This is a genomic window from Ramlibacter sp. MAHUQ-53 (genome assembly GCF_052600055.1).
Genome location: NZ_JBQWTS010000007.1, coordinates 201,252 through 219,933, shown reverse-complemented (window position 1 = coordinate 219,933; position 18,682 = coordinate 201,252). Strand labels below are relative to the sequence as shown.

Genomic DNA, 18,682 nt, shown 5'->3' with positions numbered 1-18,682 from the left:
CCGCAGCAGGCCCGGCGCCCCGCGTCTTCCAGGCGTCAGCCCGCCTGCACGGCCTCGGCCAGTTGCTGCGCGCACTCGCGCGACTGGGCCGCATCGGGCGCTTCCACCATCACCCGCAGCACCGGCTCGGTCCCGCTGGCGCGGATCAGGATGCGCCCGCGCCCCGCGAGGCGGGCCTCGACCGCGCGTGTGGCCTCGGCCAGCGGCGCGCTGGCCTGCCAGTCCTGGCCCGGCTGCAGGCGCACGTTCAGCAGGGTCTGCGGGAACAGCGTGACGCCCTCGAGCATCTGCGCCGGCGTGCGGCCGCTGCGGCGGCAGGCCTGCAGCACCTGCAGGGCGCTGACCAGGCCGTCGCCCGTGGTGTGCTTGTCCAGCGCCAGCAGGTGGCCGGAGCCCTCGCCTCCCAGCAGCCAGCCGCGCCGCTCGAGCTCCTCGAGCACGTAGCGGTCGCCGACCTTGGCGCGCACGAACGCCACGCCGCGATCGCGCAGGGCCAGTTCCACCGCCATGTTGGTCATGAGGGTGCCGACCACGCCGGGCACCGGCTCGCCGCGCGCGAGGCGGTCGGCCGCCATCAGGTACAGGAGCTCGTCGCCGTTGTAGAGGCGGCCCTCGCCGTCGACCAGCTGCAGCCGGTCGGCGTCACCGTCCAGCGCGATGCCGAAGTCGGCGCCCTTCTCCCGCACCGCCTGCACCAGCGCCTCGGGGTGGGTGGCGCCCACGCCGCGGTTGATGTTCAGGCCGTCCGGGGCGCAGCCGATGGTGTGGACCTCGGCGCCCAGCTCGTGGAACACCAGCGGGGCGATGTGGTAGGCCGCGCCGTGGGCGGCATCGACCACGACCCGGGTGCGGCGCAGGGTGAGGTTGCTGTCGAAGGTGCTCTTGCAGAACTCGATGTAGCGGCCGGCCGCGTCGTCGAGGCGGCGCGCCTTGCCCAGGTTCGCCGAGTCGGCCCATTGCGGTGCCTCCTCCAGCGCCGCCTCGACGGCCAGCTCCCAGTCGTCCGGCAGCTTGGCGCCCAGCGCATTGAAGAACTTGATGCCGTTGTCCTCGAACGGGTTGTGGCTGGCGGAGATCACCACGCCCAGGCTGGCGCGCAGGGCCCGCGTGAGGTAGGCCACGCCGGGCGTGGGCAGCGGGCCGAGCAGGACGACGTCGACGCCCGCGGAGTTGAAGCCGGACTCCAGCGCACTCTCCAGCATGTAGCCGGAGATGCGGGTGTCCTTGCCGATCAGGACGGTGGGGCGCGACTCGGACTGCTTGAGGACGCGGCCCACCGCGTGGGCCAGGCGCAGGACGAAGTCGGGCGTGATGGGCGCGCGGCCCACGGTGCCGCGGATGCCGTCGGTGCCAAAGTATTTGCGGGTCATGGCTGGAATTGTGCTTCCTGTTGGAGGACGGCCTGGCGCACCTGCAGCGCCGCCACCGTCTCGCGCACGTCGTGCACGCGCACGATGCGTGCGCCGCGCTCCACCGCCAGCAGGGCGGCGGCCACGCTGGGCGCCAGGCGCTGGTCCACCGGCAGGCCGGTGGCAGCGCCCAGGGAGGACTTGCGCGACCAGCCCACCAGGAGCGGGTGGCCCTCGGCGAGCAGCTCGCCCTGGCGGGCCAGCAGCGCGAAGTTCTGGGCCGGGGTCTTGCCGAAGCCGATGCCCGGGTCCCAGGCGATGCGGCCGGCCGCCACGCCGCGCGCGGCCAGGGCCCGGGTGGCCTCGAGCAGCATCGCGCGCACCGGGGGCAGCGGGTCGCCGGCCATGGGCGCCAGCTGCATGGTGGTGGGCTCGCCGTGCATGTGCATCAGGCAGACGCCGCAGGCCGGGTGGTCCGCCACGGCATCGAGCGCGCCGGGCCGGCGCAGCGCCCAGATGTCGTTGACGATGTCGGCGCCGAGCTGGAGCGCCTCGCGCATCACCTCGGGCTTGTAGGTGTCCACCGAGACCGGCACGCCCAGGGCCACCGCCTCGCGCAGCACCGGCAGCAGGCGGGCCAGCTCCTCGTCCAGCGGCACCGGCGGCGAGCCGGGGCGGGTGGACTCGGCGCCCAGGTCCAGGAGGTCGGCGCCCTCCTCCACCAGCTGCACGCAGTGGCGGATGCCGGCCGCGGCCGAAGCGTTGCGGCCGCCGTCGGAGAAGGAGTCGGGGGTGAGGTTGACGATGCCCATGACCCGCGGGCGGGACAGGTCGATGCGGTAGCGGGAGGTCTGCCAGTAGGGTCCTGCGGAGGCTTGCATGGCCGCGATTGTCCACCAGCCTCTTGGGCGGTCCCCGGCCCCCGGCACCTCCGGGCGCAGGCCTTCAGGCGTCCACCCGCGGCAGCAGCCGCATGCCCACCGCCTGCCGCGCCCCCGGCGCCAGCCGCGTGCCGCCGAGCGGGCCGGGCCCGTAGCGCTCCAGGAGGTTGAGCCAGTCGGTGCACTGGCTGACCGGCTCGGCGCAGAAGTGCCCGGTGCCGGCCGGGCTGTAGACGACGAAGTAGTCCAGGCCCGCGTCGGCCTGCAGCAGCAGGTGCCGCGCCGGCCCCTGGGCGTCGGCCGGCCAGTCGATGCGGGCCGCGCGGTCCCAGCCGGTGAAGTTGTTGTCCAGGACCAGCTCGGACAGCCGCACGCCCTCGCGCAGCCGGTCCACCGCGCCCGCAGTCTCGAGCCGGGTCGGCATGACCTCGGCGTCGGTGGCCCACATCGCCGCGCAGGCCGCCTGCAGCCGCGTGCCGGGACGGTGCGGGAAGTACGGGTGGTGGCCCAGCCCCAGGGGCATGGCGGCCTCGTCCAGGCTGCGGGCCTCCAGCCAGACCGAGAGGCCATCGCCTTCCAGCGCGATGCGCTGGGTGGCGGCGAAGTGCCAGGGCCAGGCCGGGCTGGCGGGCACCTCCAGCGCGAGCTCGACCGCGTCGTCCGACTGGGCCTGCACCGTCCAGGGCTGGCGCCAGCCGATGCCGTGCAGCGGGTGCGGCGAGGGCTGCGCCGGGTGGTTGGGCGGCAGGCGGATGTCGCGCCCCTCGAAATGCGCGCGCCCCTGGCGGATGCGGTTGCAGAACGGCACCAGGGGAAAGCTGGACAGGCCCAGCGGGTCGCGCCGCACCAGCGCCTCGTGCGAGGCCGGGCGCAGCCAGTCGATGCGCCCCTGGTGGCCGGCGACGCTCCAGAAGCCGGCGATCGAGCCGCCGGCCAGGGGCGCCACCTCGGCGCGCAGGATGCCCGCCGCGAGTCTGAGGACCTGCATGCGCCCAGTCTGGAAGCAAAAAGCCCCGGCAGGTGTGTCTGCCGGGGCCGTTTGGAAACAGGGCTTGCGCGGGTCAGGCGGTGGTGGGCGCCGCCGGGCTCGGGTCGGTGCTGACCGCGGAGCCGCCGCCGGAGTCGCCGCCCGAGGTGGGCGTGCGCGGCGTGAAGTCCTTGGGCGGGCGCGGGGGCTTGCCGGCCATGATGTCGTCCAGCTGCTCGGCGTCGATGGTCTCCCACTCCAGCAGGGCCTTGGCCATGGCGTGCATCTTGTCCTGGTGCTCCTCGATGAGGCGGCGGGCCAGGGCGTACTGCTCGTCGATGATGCGGCGCACCTCGGAGTCCACCTTCTGCATGGTGCTCTCGCTCATGTTGGTGGTCTTGGTCACCGATCGGCCCAGGAACACCTCGCCTTCGTTCTCGGCGTAGACCATGGGGCCCAGCGCCTCGGACATGCCGTACTTCATGACCATGTCGCGCGCCAGGTTGGTGGCCCGCTCGAAGTCGTTGGAAGCGCCGGTGGTCATCTGGTTCATGAAGACCTCCTCGGCGATGCGGCCGCCGAACAGCATGCTGATCTGGTTCAGCATGTAGTCGCGGTCGTAGCTGAAGCGGTCCTTCTCGGGCAGGCTCATGGTCACGCCCAGCGCGCGGCCGCGCGGGATGATGGTGACCTTGTGCACCGGGTCGCACTTGGGCAGCAGCTTGCCGATCAGGGCGTGGCCGGCCTCGTGGTAGGCCGTGTTGCGGCGCTCCTCCTCGGGCATGACCATGCTCTTGCGCTCGGGGCCCATGAAGATCTTGTCCTTGGCCTTCTCGAAGTCCTGCATCTCGACGACGCGGGCATTGCGGCGGGCGGCCATCAGGGCGGCCTCGTTGCACAGGTTGGCCAGGTCGGCGCCGGACATGCCGGGCGTGCCGCGGGCGATCACGCTGGCATTGACGTCGGTGCCGATCGGCACCTTGCGCATGTGGACGTTCAGGATCTGCTCGCGCCCGCGGATGTCGGGCAGCTGCACGTAGACCTGGCGGTCGAAGCGGCCCGGGCGCAGCAGGGCGGCGTCCAGGATGTCGGGGCGGTTGGTGGCGGCCACCACGATCACGCCCAGGTTGGTCTCGAAGCCGTCCATCTCCACCAGCATCTGGTTGAGGGTCTGCTCGCGCTCGTCGTTGCCACCGCCCAGGCCGGCGCCACGCTGGCGGCCGACGGCGTCGATCTCGTCGATGAAGATGATGCAGGGCGCGTTCTTCTTGGCGTTCTCGAACATGTCGCGCACGCGGGCCGCGCCCACGCCGACGAACATCTCGACGAAGTCGGAGCCCGAGATGCTGAAGAACGGCACCTTGGCCTCGCCGGCGATGCCCTTGGCCAGCAGCGTCTTGCCGGTGCCGGGGGGGCCGACCAGCAGCAGGCCGCGGGGGATGCGGCCGCCCAGCTTCTGGAACTTCTGCGGGTCCTTCAGGAAGTCCACGACTTCCTTGACTTCCTCCTTGGCCTCGTCGCAGCCGGCGACGTCGGCGAAGGTGACCTGGTTGTTGTTCTCGTCGAGCATGCGCGCCTTGCTCTTGCCGAAGCTGAAGGCGCCGCCCTTGCCGCCGCCCTGCATCTGGCGCATGAAGTACACCCACACGCCGATCAGCAGCAGCATGGGGCCCCAGGAGACCAGCAGGGTCATGAGGAGGGAGCCCTCCTCGCGCGGCTTGACATCGAACTTGACGCCGTTGCTGATCAGGTCACCGACCAGGCCGCGGTCCAGGTAGGTGGCGTTGGTGCGGATCTTGCGGTCGTCGGTGGTGACGGCCACGATCTCGGTGCCGCCCTGGCCCTCCTGGATGACGGCGTTCTTGATGCGTTTGCCCTTGACCTCCTCGAGGAAGTCGGAGTAACCCATGACACTGGCGCCGGCCGCGCCGCGCGTGTCGAATTGCTTGAATACGGTGAAAAGCACGAGGGCGATCACCAGCCACACGGCTACTTTCGAAAACCACTGATTGTTCAACTCAGTCTCCGGGAACGCGCGCCAGGGTGGCGCCAGGGGCAGTTGAGCCCCATTCTAGGGGTTTCAAGTCGGCGGCCGATACAGATTGGCTACGACCGCCATAGGGATGTGGCTTCCCCCCGCGGGGTCAGCGTGGCGCCTTCAGGCCGATGCCCACAAGGAAGGTCTCGGAGGACTTGTCCCGCGAGGCCTTGGGTTTCAGAGGCTTGACCACCCGGAAAGTTTCCTTGAACAACTTCACGAGCTGGCTGTAGCCGCTGCCATGGAATACTTTCGTCACAAGGGCGCCTTCGGGCTTGAGGTGGGCCTGGGCGAATTCGACCGCCAGTTCCACCAGGTGCGAGATGCGGGCCGCGTCGGAGGTCTCGATGCCGGAGAGGTTGGGGGCCATGTCCGAGACCACCACGTCGGCCTTGCGGCCGCCCACCGCCTCCTCCAGGCGCTGCAGCACCTCGGGCTCGCGGAAGTCCCCCTGCAGGAAGGTCACCCCCTCGATCGGCTCCATCGGCAGGATGTCCAGCGCGATGATGGTGCCGTTCAACTCGCCCACCGCGGCGCCCGAGGGCGAGAGCCTGCGGCGCACGTACTGGCTCCAGGCGCCGGGCGTGGAGCCCAGGTCCACCACCAGGTGGCCGGGCTTGATCAGCCCCAGGGTCTCGTCGATCTCCCGCAGCTTGTAGGCGGCGCGGGCGCGGTAGCCCTCCTTCTGGGCGAGCTTGACCCACGGGTCGTTGACGTGGTCGTTCAGCCACGCCTTGTTCACCTTCTTGCTGTTGGTCTTGACCTTCATTGATTACTTCCTGGGCACCGATAATACGGTCCATGCCCGCAATTGAACTTTCCATCGCCGAGCGCAAGGCGCATCGCGCCGACGCCCACCACCTCGACCCCGTGGTCATGATCGGCAACGACGGCCTCACGCCCGCGGTCAAGAAAGAGACCGACGCCGCCCTCAACGCCCACGGCCTGATCAAGGTCCGCGTGCTCGGCGACGACCGCGCCGCCCGTGAGGCCATCTACCAGCAACTGGCCGACGAACTCAACGCCGCCCCCATCCAGCACATTGGCAAGCTCCTCGTGCTGTGGCGCCCCATGCCCGAGAAGACCCGCGGCGAGGACGAGGACCGCAAGGCCGGCCCGCGGGACTTCAAGGTCCTGAAGTACAGCAAGCGCGGCGGCCAGCGGCCCGAGGTGCGCACCGTGCGCGTGCTGGGCAACCAGCGCCTGACCCCGGGCGGCCAGGTCAAGCGGGCCAAGCCCAAGCAGAAATCCGTGAAGAAGGGCCGCCTGGGCTGAGCCCCAGGGACCCTAGGCCCCGGCACGCGGGGCGGCCTCATCGGCACGGCCCGCCCCCGCCAGCTTCCACAGCGCCGCCCCGGCGCACACCCACTGGAGCGCGAACATCGCGCTGCCCAGCGAGTGCCACAACCTGAGGTTCTCGCGCGCCACGATGCGCGGGGCCACCGCGAACTCCGACAGCAACGCCAGCAGCACCCCGGCCACCACCCAGGCCAGGGCGCCGTTCGCCCAGGCCATGGGAGAGGCCTCGCGCTCCTCGCGCGCGGCGGACTGCCGGGCGACCGCCATCAGCACCGCGCCGCAGCCCAGGGCCACCCAGGTCTGGGCGGTGAACAGGCGCGCCGCGGTCTGGCCGGCCAGGGCCGGCGTGGGCAGGTGCACGAACAGCAAGGGCACGGCCCACGCGCCGATGGCGGTGAGGCTGCCCCACCAGAGGGCGGCGGCGAAGAGGCCGAGGCGTGCGCGCCAGTCCATGGGCCGGTCCGCGATCAGATGTACTTGACCGCCACCACTTCGTAGTGCTTGATGCCGCCGGGCGCCTGCACCTCGGCGATGTCGCCCTCCTCCTTGCCGATCAGGGCGCGGGCGATGGGGCTGGAGATGTTGATCAGGCCCAGCTTCAGGTCGGCCTCGTCCTCGCCAACGATCTGGTAGGTGACCTCGTCACCGGTCTTCTCGTCCACCAGCAGCACGGTCGCGCCGAAGACGACCTTGCCGCCGGCATCCAGCGCCGCGGGGTCGATGACCTGCGCGGCCGAGAGCTTGCCCTCGACTTCCTGGATGCGGCCTTCGATGAAGCCCTGGCGGTCCTTGGCCGCTTCGTACTCGGCGTTCTCGGAGAGGTCGCCCTGGGCGCGGGCCTCGGCGATCGCGTTGATCACCCAGGGGCGGTCCACGGTCTTGAGCTTGTGGAGTTCGGCCTTGAGCTTCTCGGCGCCGCGCTTGGTGATGGGGATGGTGGCCATGGTCTGAGGGTGTCGGGGGAGGTCCAAAAGCGAAACCGCCGGTGTTGCCAGCCGGCGGTCGAATGGGCGAATTATGCCGAAATCGAGAGGGGAGCCCGGGGGTGAGGCGGTTACTGAGGGGCCCATGACCCCTGCCAAGACATCATCCAACCCTTTCCAGGGCGCCCTGCCCGCCCGCGACCACAAGCACGCACCGCCCCAGCCTGCGGCCGGCCCCGCCCCCCGCACCTGGGCCGGCCACGACGTCAAGTCGCTGCCCTCGGGCCCCGTGATCGGCGTGCCCGACCCGTACAGCACGCCCGAGGGGGCGATGGCGTCCATGGAGCTCGGGGCATCGCTGCTGTGCCTGGCCACCCTCGCCGGCAGCGTCATGGCGCTCCAGGACCAAGGCTACCTGCCCAGCGCGGGCGAGACCCCGGCGCTCGTGGCCCTCGGGCTCATCACCCTCACGCTCGTGGTCCGCAAGGAGCTGCGGCTGTGGGCCCTGGCCGAGGACGAGCCCCGGCGCGTGGCGGCCGCCGGGCTCTCCCGCAAGGAGCAACTCGAGCGCGTCGTGCAGCGGAGCAACCGGCATGCGCTGAGCGACGACGCCACCCGCGCCACGATCGACAGCCTGCGCACGGCCGCCTCGCTGCAGTCGGAAGACGAGCCGGGCCACGACCGCCACATCACCGGGGTCGAGGTGGCCCAGGCCATCGCCCGGCTCGGACGCAGCGCCGCGATGCCCTGGGAGCGCATGGTCCCGGGCCGGATCAAGCTGCTGCAGGAGGCGCTGATGACGCTCCTGCAGGAGGGCCGCATCGACGTGCCCCAGTGTGCCCACGCCCTCGTGCTGCTGGCCGCCTCGGTGGCCGCGCAGCTGAAGGAGAACACGGCCCAGGGTCGTCCCCCTTCCGAGCGGGTGCTGCTGAAGGTGGTGGGTCGGCTGATCGCGCCCTTCCGGACAGAGCTGCGGGCGCCGGTGCCAGCCTGGTCCGCGCTGGACCGGGACCGCGGCTGGCAGTGCCTGCTGGATGTCCTGCAGCTGCCCCTGTTCGACGCCACCTTCGGGCACTTCCTGGCACCCGTCCTGGCCGAGCGCCCGCAGGCTCGGCTCCCGAGCTGCTTCAACCTGCTGAGTCGCTACACGGCGCACCACATCGCGGCGACCCTGGCCATGCTGCACGGCGCGCCGGTGGAGGCCGACGGCCTCGCGAAGGCCGACTGGAAGCGCCTCGTGACCACCCTGCTGGGGCTGGTGTCGACGCACCCGCAGCGGCTCGAGCCGAGCGCGGTGCAGTACCTCGGCCGCCTGATCGCCCTGCGCGCGCGCATGGACCTGCCCGCCGCCGACCGGCAGGCCGCGCGGGCCTACCTGCGCCGGCTCGGGCAGCTGCTCCAGCCCCGCATCAACGATGCCCTGCGCGAAGCCCTCACCGAAGCCTGGGTGCTGGTGCTGCGAGCCACTGGAGGCAGCGAGGCCCAGATCGCGAAGGATTTGGCGCAGATCGTCCCGCCGGCCCCGCCCCGCCCCGCGCCCTCACAGCCCCTGGCGCCCGCTGTCCCGGAGCCTGGGGAGCCCGAGCAGCCCGGGCTCATGGCTCCAGGCCTCGCCCAGGCCATCGAGCAGGCCCGCGCGCACGCCTGGGCCGACCGCGGTGACCGCAAGGGGCTCAACCTCGAGGAACAGGCAGCCCTCGATGCGCGCATCGCCCGCCTGAAAGAGAAAGAGGCCGCGGCCGGTCCCCTCCAGAGGGGAACCTGACCGCGGCCTCGGCCGCCTCGGGGCGTGGGGATCAGGCCAGCTGCGCGTGCAGCTCCTGCACCGAGTACACGTCCAGGTTGTCCATGTACTTCATGCCTTCCACCGCGGCTTCGGCGCCGGCGATGGTGGTGAAGGTGGTCACGCGGGCCAGCAGCGCCGAGGTGCGGATGGCGCGGGAGTCGGCGATCGCGTTGCGGCGCTCCTCCACGGTGTTCACCACCATCACGATCTCGTTGTTCTTCAGCATGTCGACCACGTGCGGGCGGCCTTCGGTCACCTTGTTCACCGTGCCGCAGGCGATGCCGGCGGCGGTGATGGCGGCGGCGGTGCCCTTGGTGGCGACCAGCTCGAAGCCCATCTTGGCCAGCTCGCGGGCCACTTCCACGGCGCGCGGCTTGTCGCCGTTCTTCACCGTGAGGAAGACCTTGCCGGTGGACGTGCCGTCGGCGTTGCGCGGACGCGGCAGGCGGGTGCCGGCGCCCAGCTGGCTCTTGACGAAGGCTTCGCCGAAGGTCTTGCCCACGCCCATCACCTCGCCGGTGGACTTCATCTCCGGGCCCAGGATGGTGTCCACGCCCGGGAACTTCACGAACGGGAACACGGCTTCCTTGACGCTGAAGTACGGCGGGGTCACTTCACCGCTGATGCCCTGCGCGGCCAGCGACTGGCCGGCCATGCAGCGTGCCGCCACCTTGGCCAGCTGGATGCCGGTGGCCTTGGAGACGAAGGGCACGGTACGCGAGGCGCGCGGGTTGACTTCCAGCACGTAGATCACGTCCTGGCCGTCCACATGCTGGATGGCGAACTGCACGTTCATCAGGCCGACCACGTTCAGGGCCTTGGCCATGGCGGCGGTCTGGCGCTTGATCTCGTCCACGGTGGCCTGGGCCAGCGAGTACGGGGGCAGCGAGCAGGCGGAGTCGCCCGAGTGCACGCCGGCCTGCTCGATGTGCTCCATCACGCCGCCGATGAAGGTCTGCGTGCCGTCGGACAGGCAGTCCACGTCGCATTCGATGGCGTCGTTCAGGAAGCGGTCCAGCAGCACGGGGGAGTCGTTGGACACCTTCACGGCCTCGCGCATGTAGCGCTCCAGGTCACGCTGCTCGTGCACGATCTCCATCGCGCGGCCGCCCAGCACGTAGCTGGGGCGCACCACCAGGGGGTAGCCCAGGGCAGCGGCCTTCTCCAGCGCCTCGGCCTCGGTACGGGCCGTGGCGTTGGGCGGCTGCTTGAGCTTGAGCTCATGCAGCAGCTTCTGGAAGCGCTCGCGGTCTTCCGCGGCGTCGATCATGTCCGGGCTGGTGCCGATGATGGGCACGCCCTCGCGCTCCAGGCCCAGGGCCAGCTTCAGCGGGGTCTGGCCGCCGTACTGCACGATCACGCCGGCCGGCTTTTCCTTGTCCACGATCTCCAGCACGTCTTCCAGCGTCAGCGGCTCGAAGTACAGGCGGTCGGAGGTGTCGTAGTCGGTCGACACGGTCTCGGGATTGCAGTTGACCATGATGGTCTCGTAGCCGTCCTCGCGCATGGCGAGGGCCGCATGGACGCAGCAGTAGTCGAACTCGATGCCCTGGCCGATGCGGTTGGGGCCGCCGCCGAGGACCATGATCTTCTTCTTGTTCGTCGGCTCGGCCTCGCACTCGTCCTCGTACGTGGAGTACATGTAGGCGGTGTTGGTGGCGAACTCGGCGGCGCAGGTGTCCACGCGCTTGTACACGGGGCGCACGTTCAGCGCCTTGCGCTGCTCGCGCACGGCCTTGTCGGTGGTCTTGAGCAGCTTGGCCAGGCGGCGGTCGGAGAAGCCCTTGCGCTTCAACATGCGCAGCGTGGTGGCGTCCAGGGAAGCCAGCGCGCCCTCGCCCTTCTCGGCGGCGAGCTTGTCCATCTCCAGCTCGAGCTTGACGATCTCCTCGATCTGCACCAGGAACCACTTGTCGATCTTGGTGAGGTCGTACACCTCGTCCACCGACAGGCCCATGGCGAAGGCGTCGCCCACGTACCAGATGCGCTCGGGACCGGGCTCGCCCAGTTCCTTTTCCAGCGTCTCGCGGTCCTGGGTCTTCTCGTTCATGCCGTCCACGCCCACTTCCAGGCCGCGCAGGGCCTTCTGGAAGCTTTCCTGGAAGGTGCGGCCCATGGCCATCACCTCGCCCACGGACTTCATCTGCGTGGTCAGGCGGCTGTCGGCGGTGGGGAACTTCTCGAAGGCGAAGCGCGGGATCTTGGTGACCACGTAGTCGATCGAGGGCTCGAAGCTCGCCGGGGTCGCGCCGCCGGTGATCTCGTTGCGCAGCTCGTCGAGCGTGTAGCCCACGGCCAGCTTGGCCGCGACCTTGGCGATGGGGAAGCCCGTGGCCTTGGAGGCCAGCGCGGACGAACGCGACACGCGCGGGTTCATCTCGATGACGATCATGCGACCGTCCTTCGGGTTGATGGAGAACTGCACGTTGGAGCCGCCGGTGTCCACGCCGATCTCGCGCAGCACCGCCAGCGAGGCGTTGCGCATGATCTGGTATTCCTTGTCGGTCAGCGTCTGCGCCGGGGCCACGGTGATGGAGTCACCGGTGTGCACGCCCATGGGGTCCAGGTTCTCGATCGAGCACACGATGATGCAGTTGTCCGCCTTGTCGCGGACCACTTCCATCTCGTACTCCTTCCAACCCAGCAGCGACTCTTCGATCAGCAGCTCGTTGGTGGGCGAGGCCTCCAGGCCGCGCTTGCAGATGGTCTCGAACTCTTCAGGGTTGTAGGCAATGCCGCCGCCCGTGCCGCCCAGGGTGAAGCTGGGGCGGATGACGGTGGGGAAGCCCACATGCTTCTGCACCGCCCAGGCCTCTTCCATGCTGTGGGCGATGCCCGAGCGCGCCGAGCCCAGGCCGATCTTGGTCATGGCCTGCTTGAACTTCTGGCGGTCTTCGGCCTTGTCGATGGCCTCGGGCGTGGCGCCGATCAGTTCCACCTTGTACTTGGCCAGCACGCCGTGGCGCCACAGGTCCAGCGCGCAGTTCAGCGCGGTCTGGCCGCCCATGGTGGGCAGGATGGCGTCCGGGCGCTCCTTGGCGATGATCTTCTCGACCGTCTGCCACGTGATGGGCTCGATGTAGGTGACGTCGGCCGTGGCCGGGTCGGTCATGATCGTCGCGGGGTTGCTGTTGATCAGGATGACCTTGTAACCCTCCTCGCGCAGGGCCTTGCAGGCCTGCACGCCGGAGTAGTCGAATTCGCACGCCTGGCCGATGATGATCGGGCCGGCGCCGATGATGAGGATGCTCTTGATGTCTGTGCGCTTGGCCATGGCTTACTTCTTCGCTTGGTCCATGAGGGCGGTGAACCTGTCGAACAGGTAGCCGATGTCGTGCGGACCGGGGGATGCTTCGGGGTGGCCCTGGAAGCAGAACGCCGGCTTGTCGGTGCGGGCCAGGCCCTGCAGCGTGCCGTCGAACAGGCTCACATGGGTGGCGCGCAGGTGGGCCGGCAGGGTCTTTTCGTCGACCGCGAAGCCGTGGTTCTGGCTGGTGATGCTCACGCGGCCGTTGTCCAGGTCCTTGACGGGGTGGTTGGCGCCGTGGTGGCCGAACTTCATCTTGAAGGTCTTGGCGCCGGAGGCCAGGGCCAGGATCTGATGGCCCAGGCAGATGCCGAAGGTGGGGTAGCCCGCCTCGACCAGCTCGCGCGTGGCCTCGATCGCGTAGTCGCAGGGCTGCGGGTCGCCGGGACCGTTGGACAGGAACACGCCGTCCGGATCGAGCTTCTTCACCTCGGCGGCCGGGGTCTGCGCGGGCACCACGGTGATCTTGCAGCCACGCTCGGCCAGCATGCGCAGGATGTTCCTCTTGACGCCGAAGTCATAGGCCACCACGTGGTAGCGCGGGTTCTCCAGCTTGCCGTAGCCGGCGCCGAGCTGCCACTCGGTCTCGGTCCACTCGTAGCCCTTGGCGGTGGAGACCACCTTGGCAAGGTCGAGGCCGGACATGGAGGGCGCAGCCTGGGCGGCTGCGACGGCTTCGTCGATCTTCGCCTGGGTGACGGCCTCGCCGGCGGCCAGGCCCAGGATGCAGCCGTTCTGGGCGCCGGAGGTGCGCAGCAGGCGGGTCAGCTTGCGGGTGTCGATGTCGGCGATGGCGACGGTGTTCTCGCGACGCAGGTACTCGGAGAGGGTCTCGGTGCTGCGGAAGTTCGAGGCGACCAAGGGCAGGTCACGGATGATGAGGCCTGCGGCATGGACCTTGTCGGCTTCGATGTCCTCGCCGTTGACGCCGTAGTTGCCGATGTGCGGATACGTCAGCGTGACGATCTGCCGGCAGTAGCTGGGGTCGGTGAGGATTTCCTGGTAACCGGTGAGGGACGTGTTGAACACGACTTCGCCGGTGGTGGAGCCGGTGGCTCCGATCGAAGTGCCGATAAAGACCGTGCCGTCTGCGAGCGCCAGGATGGCGGAAGGCTTGGACGCCTGTTGAGACAAAAGCACTGGGTTCTCCGGGTGGTGACGGGTACGCCCAAACGCGGTCGAGAGCGCACTCTCGGTGTTGCTTTTGTTCAGGGGAGGAGCTGCGACTGCGCTAGGCGTACGGGGTTTGCAGGAAAGCCCCTGATTATAGCCTTGCTCGGGGCTTACCCGTAGAGGGAAAGGGCTTAAATCGCGGCCGCCGCGGCACTGGCATGCAGGCAGATCGCGGCGGCGGTGGCCACGTTCAGCGACTCCTCGCCCCCGGGCTGGATGATGCGCACCGACATCGCCGCCCGCGCCTGCACCTCGGGGCCCACGCCCTGCCCTTCGTGGCCCAGCGCCCAGGCGCAGGGCCAGGGCAGCTGCGCGCGATGCAGCAGCTCGCCCTGGTGCGAGCTGGTGGTGATCAGGGGCACCCGCAGGTCCTCCAGCAGCTGCGGCCCGGCGGACTCGATCAGGTGCAGGCCGAAGTGCGCGCCCATGCCGGCGCGCAGCACCTTGGGCGCCCACAGGGCCGCCGTGCCCTTGAGGGCGACGACCTGGCGGAAGCCGAAGGCCGAGGCGCAGCGCAGGATGGCGCCGACGTTGCCGGCATCCTGCACCCGGTCCAGGACGACGGTGGGTGCCTGCGGGTCGAGCGCGGGGTCGGCGGGCAGGGCCATCACGAAGCCCATGCGCGCCGGCGACTCCAGGCCGCTGAGGCTGCTGAAGACGGCGTCGGGCAGGACCACGTTCTTCGGCGCGGCGCCGGTCCACTCGGGCGGGGCGCTGGGCCACAGGCTCTCGGCGAACACCGCCACCTCGGGGCGCTGGCCGCGCGCCAGCAGCGCCCGGCACAGGTGGTCACCCTCCAGCCAGACCTGGCCGGCGCGCCGGTAGCCGGCGCCGTCCTGCGCGAGGCGGCGCAGCGACTTGAGCCAGGGGTTGTCACGCGAGGTGATGCGGGTCGGGCCGGCAGGTTCGGTCATGGCGTGGGGGCCTCGCGGGTGGCGGCGGCATGGGGGACGGCCTTCGCGGCCGCGGCGGTCGACGCCGCGATGGCGGCATCCACCGGGGCGAAGCCGCGCCGGTGCTGGGGGCAGGCGCCGTGCGCGCGCAGGGCCTGCAGGTGTTCGGCGGTGCCGTAGCCCTTGTGGGCGGCGAAACCGTACTGGGGGTATTGCTCGTGCAGGGCCAGGCACCAGCGGTCCCGGTGCACCTTGGCCAGGATGGAGGCCGCGCTGATGGCGGCCACCTTGGCGTCGCCGCCGACGATGGCCTCGGACAGCATGTCCAGCCGGGGCAGGCGGTTGCCGTCCACCAGCACCTTGACCGGCTTCAGGCGCAGGCCCTCCACCGCGCGCTGCATGGCCAGCATCGTGGCATGCAGGATGTTCAGGCGGGCGATCTCCTCCACCGAGGCCTCGGCGATGCTGCAGCACAGGGCCTTGGCGCGGATCTCGTCGTACAGGCGCTCGCGCCTGAGGGCGGTGAGCGCCTTGGAGTCCGCCAGGCCGGCGATGGGCTTCGTGTCGTCCAGGATCACGGCAGCGGCCACCACCGGGCCGGCCAGCGGGCCGCGGCCGGCCTCGTCGACGCCGGCGACCAGGCCGACCGGGTCCCAGTCGAGCGAGGCCTGGACGACGGCGGGCCGGCTAGCCTTGGAGGACCTGGGCGATGGCATCGGTGGCGAGCTGCGCGGTGTCGCGCCGCAGGGTGTGGTGCAGGTCGTCGAAGCGGGCTTCGACGGCGGCGCGGCGGGCGGGATCCTCCAGCCAGGCGAGCACCGCGCGCGCCAGGGCCTCGGGGGTGGCGGCGTGCTGCAGCAGCTCGGGCACCGCCATGTCCTCCAGCAGGATGTTGGGCAGGCCCACCCAGGGCTGCAGCGCCTGGCGCTTCATGATCTGCCAGCTGAGGGCGTTCATGCGGTAGCCGATGACCATGGGCCGCTTGAACAGGGCGGCCTCCAGGGTGGCGGTGCCGCTGGCGATGAGGGTGAGGTCGCAGGCGGCCAGCGCGGCGTGCGACTGGCCGTCGAGGATCGTCAGGCCCTGCGACAAGCCGGCGCGGCGGGCCGCCGCCTCGATGGCAGGCCGCAGCCGCGGGATCGCGGGCACGACCAGCTTCAGGCCGGGGCGGGCCTGCTGGACGCGGCGCGCCGCCTGGAAGAACACCTCGGCCAGGTACTTGACCTCGGAGCCGCGGCTGCCGGGAAGCACGGCCAGCACCTCGTCGCCCTCCCCCAGGCCCAGCGCGCGGCGGGCGGCGGCGCGGTCGGGCACCTGCGGGATCACGTTGGCCAGGGGGTGGCCCACGTAGGTGGCGGGGATGCCGTGCTTCGCCAGCAGGGCGGGCTCGAAGGGGAAGATGCACAGCACGTGGTCGGCGCTGCGGCGGATCTTCTCGACGCGGCCGGCCCGCCAGGCCCAGATCGAGGGGCAGACGAAGTGCACGGTGCGGATGCCGGCGGCCCGCAGGCGCGCTTCCAGGTCGAGGTTGAAGTCGGGCGCGTCGACGCCGATGAACAGGGGCGGCCGGTCGGCCAGCAGGCGCTGCGCGAGCTGCTCGCGGATGCCGACGATCTCGCGGTAGTGCCGCAGCACCTCGATGTACCCGCGTACCGCCAGCTTCTCGTGCGGCCACAGGGCCTGGAAGCCCTGCTTCGCCATGTGCGGGCCGCCGATGCCGTAGGCCTGCAGGCCCGGCCAGCGGGCGTTCAGGCCCTGGAGCAGGAGTCCGGCCAGGAGGTCACCGGAGACCTCGCCGGCAACCATCCCGACCTTCAGGTTCATCGGACGATGCCTCGCTGCGGGTCCACGCCCTGCAGGAAGCCCAGCATCATGTCGACGTCGGGCTGTGACTCGGGCGTCTTGGCCACCAGGCCGGCGATGCGCTCCTGGGCCTGGGCCAGGGTCAGGCCGTCGCGGTACAGCGCCTTGTGCATGCCCTTGACCGCCGCGATGCGCTCGGCCGAGAAGCCGCGGCGGCGCAGGCCCTCGAAGTTCATCGAGCGGGCGCCGGCCGGCTGGCCCTGGCTCATGACGAAGGGGGGCTGGTCCGCGAACAGCAGCGAGCACATGGCCGTCATGCCGTGCGCGCCGATGCGCACGAACTGGTGGACCACGGTGAAGCCGCCCAGGATCACCCAGTCGCCCACCTCGACGTGGCCGGCGAGCTGCGAGTTGTTGGCGAAGATCACCTTGTTGCCGACGATGCAGTCGTGCGCGATGTGCACGTAGGCCATGAGCCAGTTGTCGTCACCGATGCGGGTGACGCCGCCGCCGCCGGGCGAGCCGATGTTGAAGGTGGCGAACTCGCGGATGGTGTTGCGGTCGCCGATGACCAGCTCGCAGGGCTCGCCCGCGTACTTCTTGTCCTGCGGGATCGCGCCCAGCGAGGCGAACTGGAAGATGCGGTTGTCGCGGCCGATGGTGGTGTGGCCCTCGATGACGCAGTGCGGGCCCACGGTGGTGCCCGCGCCGATCTTCACATGGGGGCCGATGACGCTGTACGGCCCGATCGACACCGACGGGTCGACCTGGGCGCCTTCGGCAACGATGGCGGTGGGATGGATCTGGCCCTGCACGCGCGGCCCTCCGGTCAGGCGATGCGGCGCATGGTGCACATGAGTTCGGCCTCGCAGGCCACCTCATCTCCCACGCGGGCCGTGCCCTTGAACTTGAAGATGCCGGCCTTGGCGCGCTCCAGGGTCACGTCGAGCGTGAGCTGGTCGCCCGGCTCCACCGGGCGCTTGAAGCGGGCGCCGTCGATGCCGGCGAAGTAGTAGACGGTCTTGTCGTCGGGCGTGACGCCCTGGGTGTCGAACGACAGCAGCGCCGCGGCCTGGGCCAGGGCCTCGAGCATCAGCACGCCCGGCATCACCGGGCGGTGCGGGAAGTGGCCAGTGAAGAACGGCTCGTTGATGGTGACGTTCTTGAGGGCGACGATGCGCTGGCCCTTCTCGATGCTGAGGACGCGGTCCACCAGCAGGATGGGGTAGCGGTGCGGCAGTTGCTTGAGGATCTGGTGGATGTCCATCATGGTGTGTTCTTCGGGGTGGCGGCGAGGGCTTTTTCCAGCGCCTTGATGCGATCGCGCAGCGTGGACAGCTGGCGGAGGGTGGCGGCGTTGCGCTCCCAGGAGGACTTGTCGTCCAGGGGGAACACGCCGGCGTACTGGCCGGGTTGGCTGATGGAGCGGCTCACGAGCGACATGGCGCCCACGTGCACGTGGTCGGCGATGGTGAGGTGGCCCACGATGCCGCTCTTGCCGCCGATGGTGCAGTGTGCGCCGATGCGGGCACTGCCGGCCACGGCGACGCAGCCGGCCATGGCGGTGTGCTTGCCGATGACGACGTTGTGGCCCACCTGGATCAGGTTGTCGAGCTTGACGCCGTCCTCGATGACGGTGTCGGCCAGGGCGCCGCGGTCGATGCAGGTGTTGGCGCCGATCTCGACGTCATTGCCGATGCGCACGGCGCCGAGCTGCTCGATCTTCTCCCAGGCGCCCTGCTTCGTCGGCGCGATGCCGAAGCCGTCGGCGCCGATGACGACGCCGGGGTGCAGCAGGCAGCGCTCGCCGATCACGCAGTCCTCGCTCACGGTCACGCGCGACTTGAGCACGGTGTAGGCGCCGATGCGCGCGCCGCGCTCGACGACGCACAGCGCGCCGATGCGGGCCGTGGGATCGATCACCGCCTCGGGGTCGATGACCGCGCTGGGGTGGATGCGCGGGCCCTCGGGGCGGGCATGGCGCTGCTTCCACAGCTGGGTGAGGCGGGCGAAGTACAGGTACGGGTCGTCGGCCACCAGGGCCGCGCCGCGCGCCAGGGCCGCCTCGCGCATCGCGGGCGAGACGATGACGCAGGCCGCCTGGGAGGCGGCCAGCTGCGACTGGTACTTGGGGTTGCTCAGGAAACTGAGCTGCGAAGGGGTGGCGCTTTCGAGGGGAGCGAGCGCCTCAATGCAAACGGCGGCGTCGCCGTGAAGCTCGCCGCCGAGTGCCTGGTGGATGTCGCCCAGGGTGAGGGCCACG

The 18,682-nt window shown here is 70.4% G+C and carries 17 protein-coding genes; 2 read left to right on the top strand and 15 right to left on the bottom strand.

The window, feature by feature from the left end:
* Positions 1-35: 35 nt before the first annotated feature.
* From glmM to ACT80S_RS12680, 5 genes are all read right to left on the bottom strand, one after another.
* Complete coding sequence (gene glmM / locus ACT80S_RS12700; protein ID WP_377416274.1) at positions 36-1,370, bottom strand: phosphoglucosamine mutase; 1,335 nt, start codon at positions 1,368-1,370, stop codon at positions 36-38.
* On the bottom strand, positions 1,367-2,230 hold the full coding sequence (folP, locus tag ACT80S_RS12695; protein WP_377416272.1) for a dihydropteroate synthase: 864 nt from the start codon (positions 2,228-2,230) through the stop codon (positions 1,367-1,369). Before folP ends, glmM begins: the two co-directional genes overlap by 4 nt.
* 64 nt (positions 2,231-2,294) lie before the next feature.
* On the bottom strand, positions 2,295-3,218 hold the full coding sequence (locus tag ACT80S_RS12690; RefSeq protein WP_377416270.1) for an aldose 1-epimerase: 924 nt from the start codon (positions 3,216-3,218) through the stop codon (positions 2,295-2,297).
* A gap of 73 nt (positions 3,219-3,291) precedes the next feature.
* A complete protein-coding gene (gene ftsH, locus ACT80S_RS12685; protein ID WP_377416268.1) occupies positions 3,292-5,214 on the bottom strand; it encodes an ATP-dependent zinc metalloprotease FtsH in 1,923 nt (640 codons plus the stop codon).
* Positions 5,215-5,341: 127 nt separating this feature from the next.
* Complete coding sequence (locus ACT80S_RS12680) at positions 5,342-6,004, bottom strand: RlmE family RNA methyltransferase (RefSeq protein WP_377416266.1); 663 nt, start codon at positions 6,002-6,004, stop codon at positions 5,342-5,344.
* A 32-nt stretch (positions 6,005-6,036) separates the two neighbouring features.
* Here ACT80S_RS12680 and ACT80S_RS12675 point away from each other — a divergent pair, with 32 nt between their 5' ends.
* Positions 6,037-6,510: a YhbY family RNA-binding protein gene (locus ACT80S_RS12675; protein WP_377416264.1), complete on the top strand. Its 474-nt coding sequence runs from the start codon at positions 6,037-6,039 to the stop codon at positions 6,508-6,510.
* 12 nt (positions 6,511-6,522) lie between these two features.
* On the opposite strand, the gene ACT80S_RS12670 is transcribed toward ACT80S_RS12675, so the two are convergent.
* Complete coding sequence (locus tag ACT80S_RS12670) at positions 6,523-6,987, bottom strand: DUF4149 domain-containing protein (RefSeq protein ID WP_377416262.1); 465 nt, start codon at positions 6,985-6,987, stop codon at positions 6,523-6,525.
* 14 nt (positions 6,988-7,001) lie between these two features.
* The gene (greA, locus tag ACT80S_RS12665) at positions 7,002-7,478 is read right to left on the bottom strand and encodes a transcription elongation factor GreA (protein WP_377416260.1); all 477 of its coding nucleotides are present in this window, start codon (positions 7,476-7,478) and stop codon (positions 7,002-7,004) included.
* Between the two features lie 124 nt (positions 7,479-7,602).
* On the opposite strand from greA, the gene ACT80S_RS12660 reads away from it, so the two are divergent.
* Entirely contained in the window at positions 7,603-9,222 is a 1,620-nt protein-coding gene (locus ACT80S_RS12660; protein WP_377416258.1) for a hypothetical protein, read from the top strand.
* 31 nt (positions 9,223-9,253) lie between these two features.
* On the opposite strand, the gene carB is transcribed toward ACT80S_RS12660, so the two are convergent.
* From carB to lpxD, 8 genes are all read right to left on the bottom strand, one after another.
* On the bottom strand, positions 9,254-12,517 hold the full coding sequence (carB, locus tag ACT80S_RS12655) for a carbamoyl-phosphate synthase large subunit (protein ID WP_377416256.1): 3,264 nt from the start codon (positions 12,515-12,517) through the stop codon (positions 9,254-9,256).
* Between the two features lie 3 nt (positions 12,518-12,520).
* Complete coding sequence (carA, locus tag ACT80S_RS12650) at positions 12,521-13,690, bottom strand: glutamine-hydrolyzing carbamoyl-phosphate synthase small subunit (RefSeq protein WP_377416254.1); 1,170 nt, start codon at positions 13,688-13,690, stop codon at positions 12,521-12,523.
* Between the two features lie 164 nt (positions 13,691-13,854).
* Entirely contained in the window at positions 13,855-14,637 is a 783-nt protein-coding gene (locus ACT80S_RS12645; RefSeq protein WP_377416252.1) for a TrmH family RNA methyltransferase, read from the bottom strand.
* Positions 14,634-15,332 (bottom strand): ribonuclease HII, encoded by a 699-nt coding sequence (rnhB, locus tag ACT80S_RS12640; protein ID WP_377416250.1) that lies wholly within the window; start codon positions 15,330-15,332, stop codon positions 14,634-14,636. The genes ACT80S_RS12645 and rnhB overlap by 4 nt, the downstream gene beginning before the upstream one ends.
* On the bottom strand, positions 15,304-16,440 hold the full coding sequence (gene lpxB, locus ACT80S_RS12635) for a lipid-A-disaccharide synthase (protein ID WP_377416248.1): 1,137 nt from the start codon (positions 16,438-16,440) through the stop codon (positions 15,304-15,306). The genes rnhB and lpxB overlap by 29 nt, the downstream gene beginning before the upstream one ends.
* Positions 16,437-17,234 (bottom strand): acyl-ACP--UDP-N-acetylglucosamine O-acyltransferase, encoded by a 798-nt coding sequence (gene lpxA / locus ACT80S_RS12630; protein WP_377416246.1) that lies wholly within the window; start codon positions 17,232-17,234, stop codon positions 16,437-16,439. Before lpxA ends, lpxB begins: the two co-directional genes overlap by 4 nt.
* Positions 17,235-17,248: 14 nt before the next feature.
* Positions 17,249-17,689 (bottom strand): 3-hydroxyacyl-ACP dehydratase FabZ, encoded by a 441-nt coding sequence (fabZ, locus tag ACT80S_RS12625; RefSeq protein WP_377416244.1) that lies wholly within the window; start codon positions 17,687-17,689, stop codon positions 17,249-17,251.
* Positions 17,686-18,681, bottom strand: a complete 996-nt coding sequence (gene lpxD, locus ACT80S_RS12620; RefSeq protein WP_377416242.1) for a UDP-3-O-(3-hydroxymyristoyl)glucosamine N-acyltransferase — start codon at positions 18,679-18,681, stop codon at positions 17,686-17,688. Before lpxD ends, fabZ begins: the two co-directional genes overlap by 4 nt.
* Between the last annotated feature and the right edge of the window lies 1 nt (position 18,682).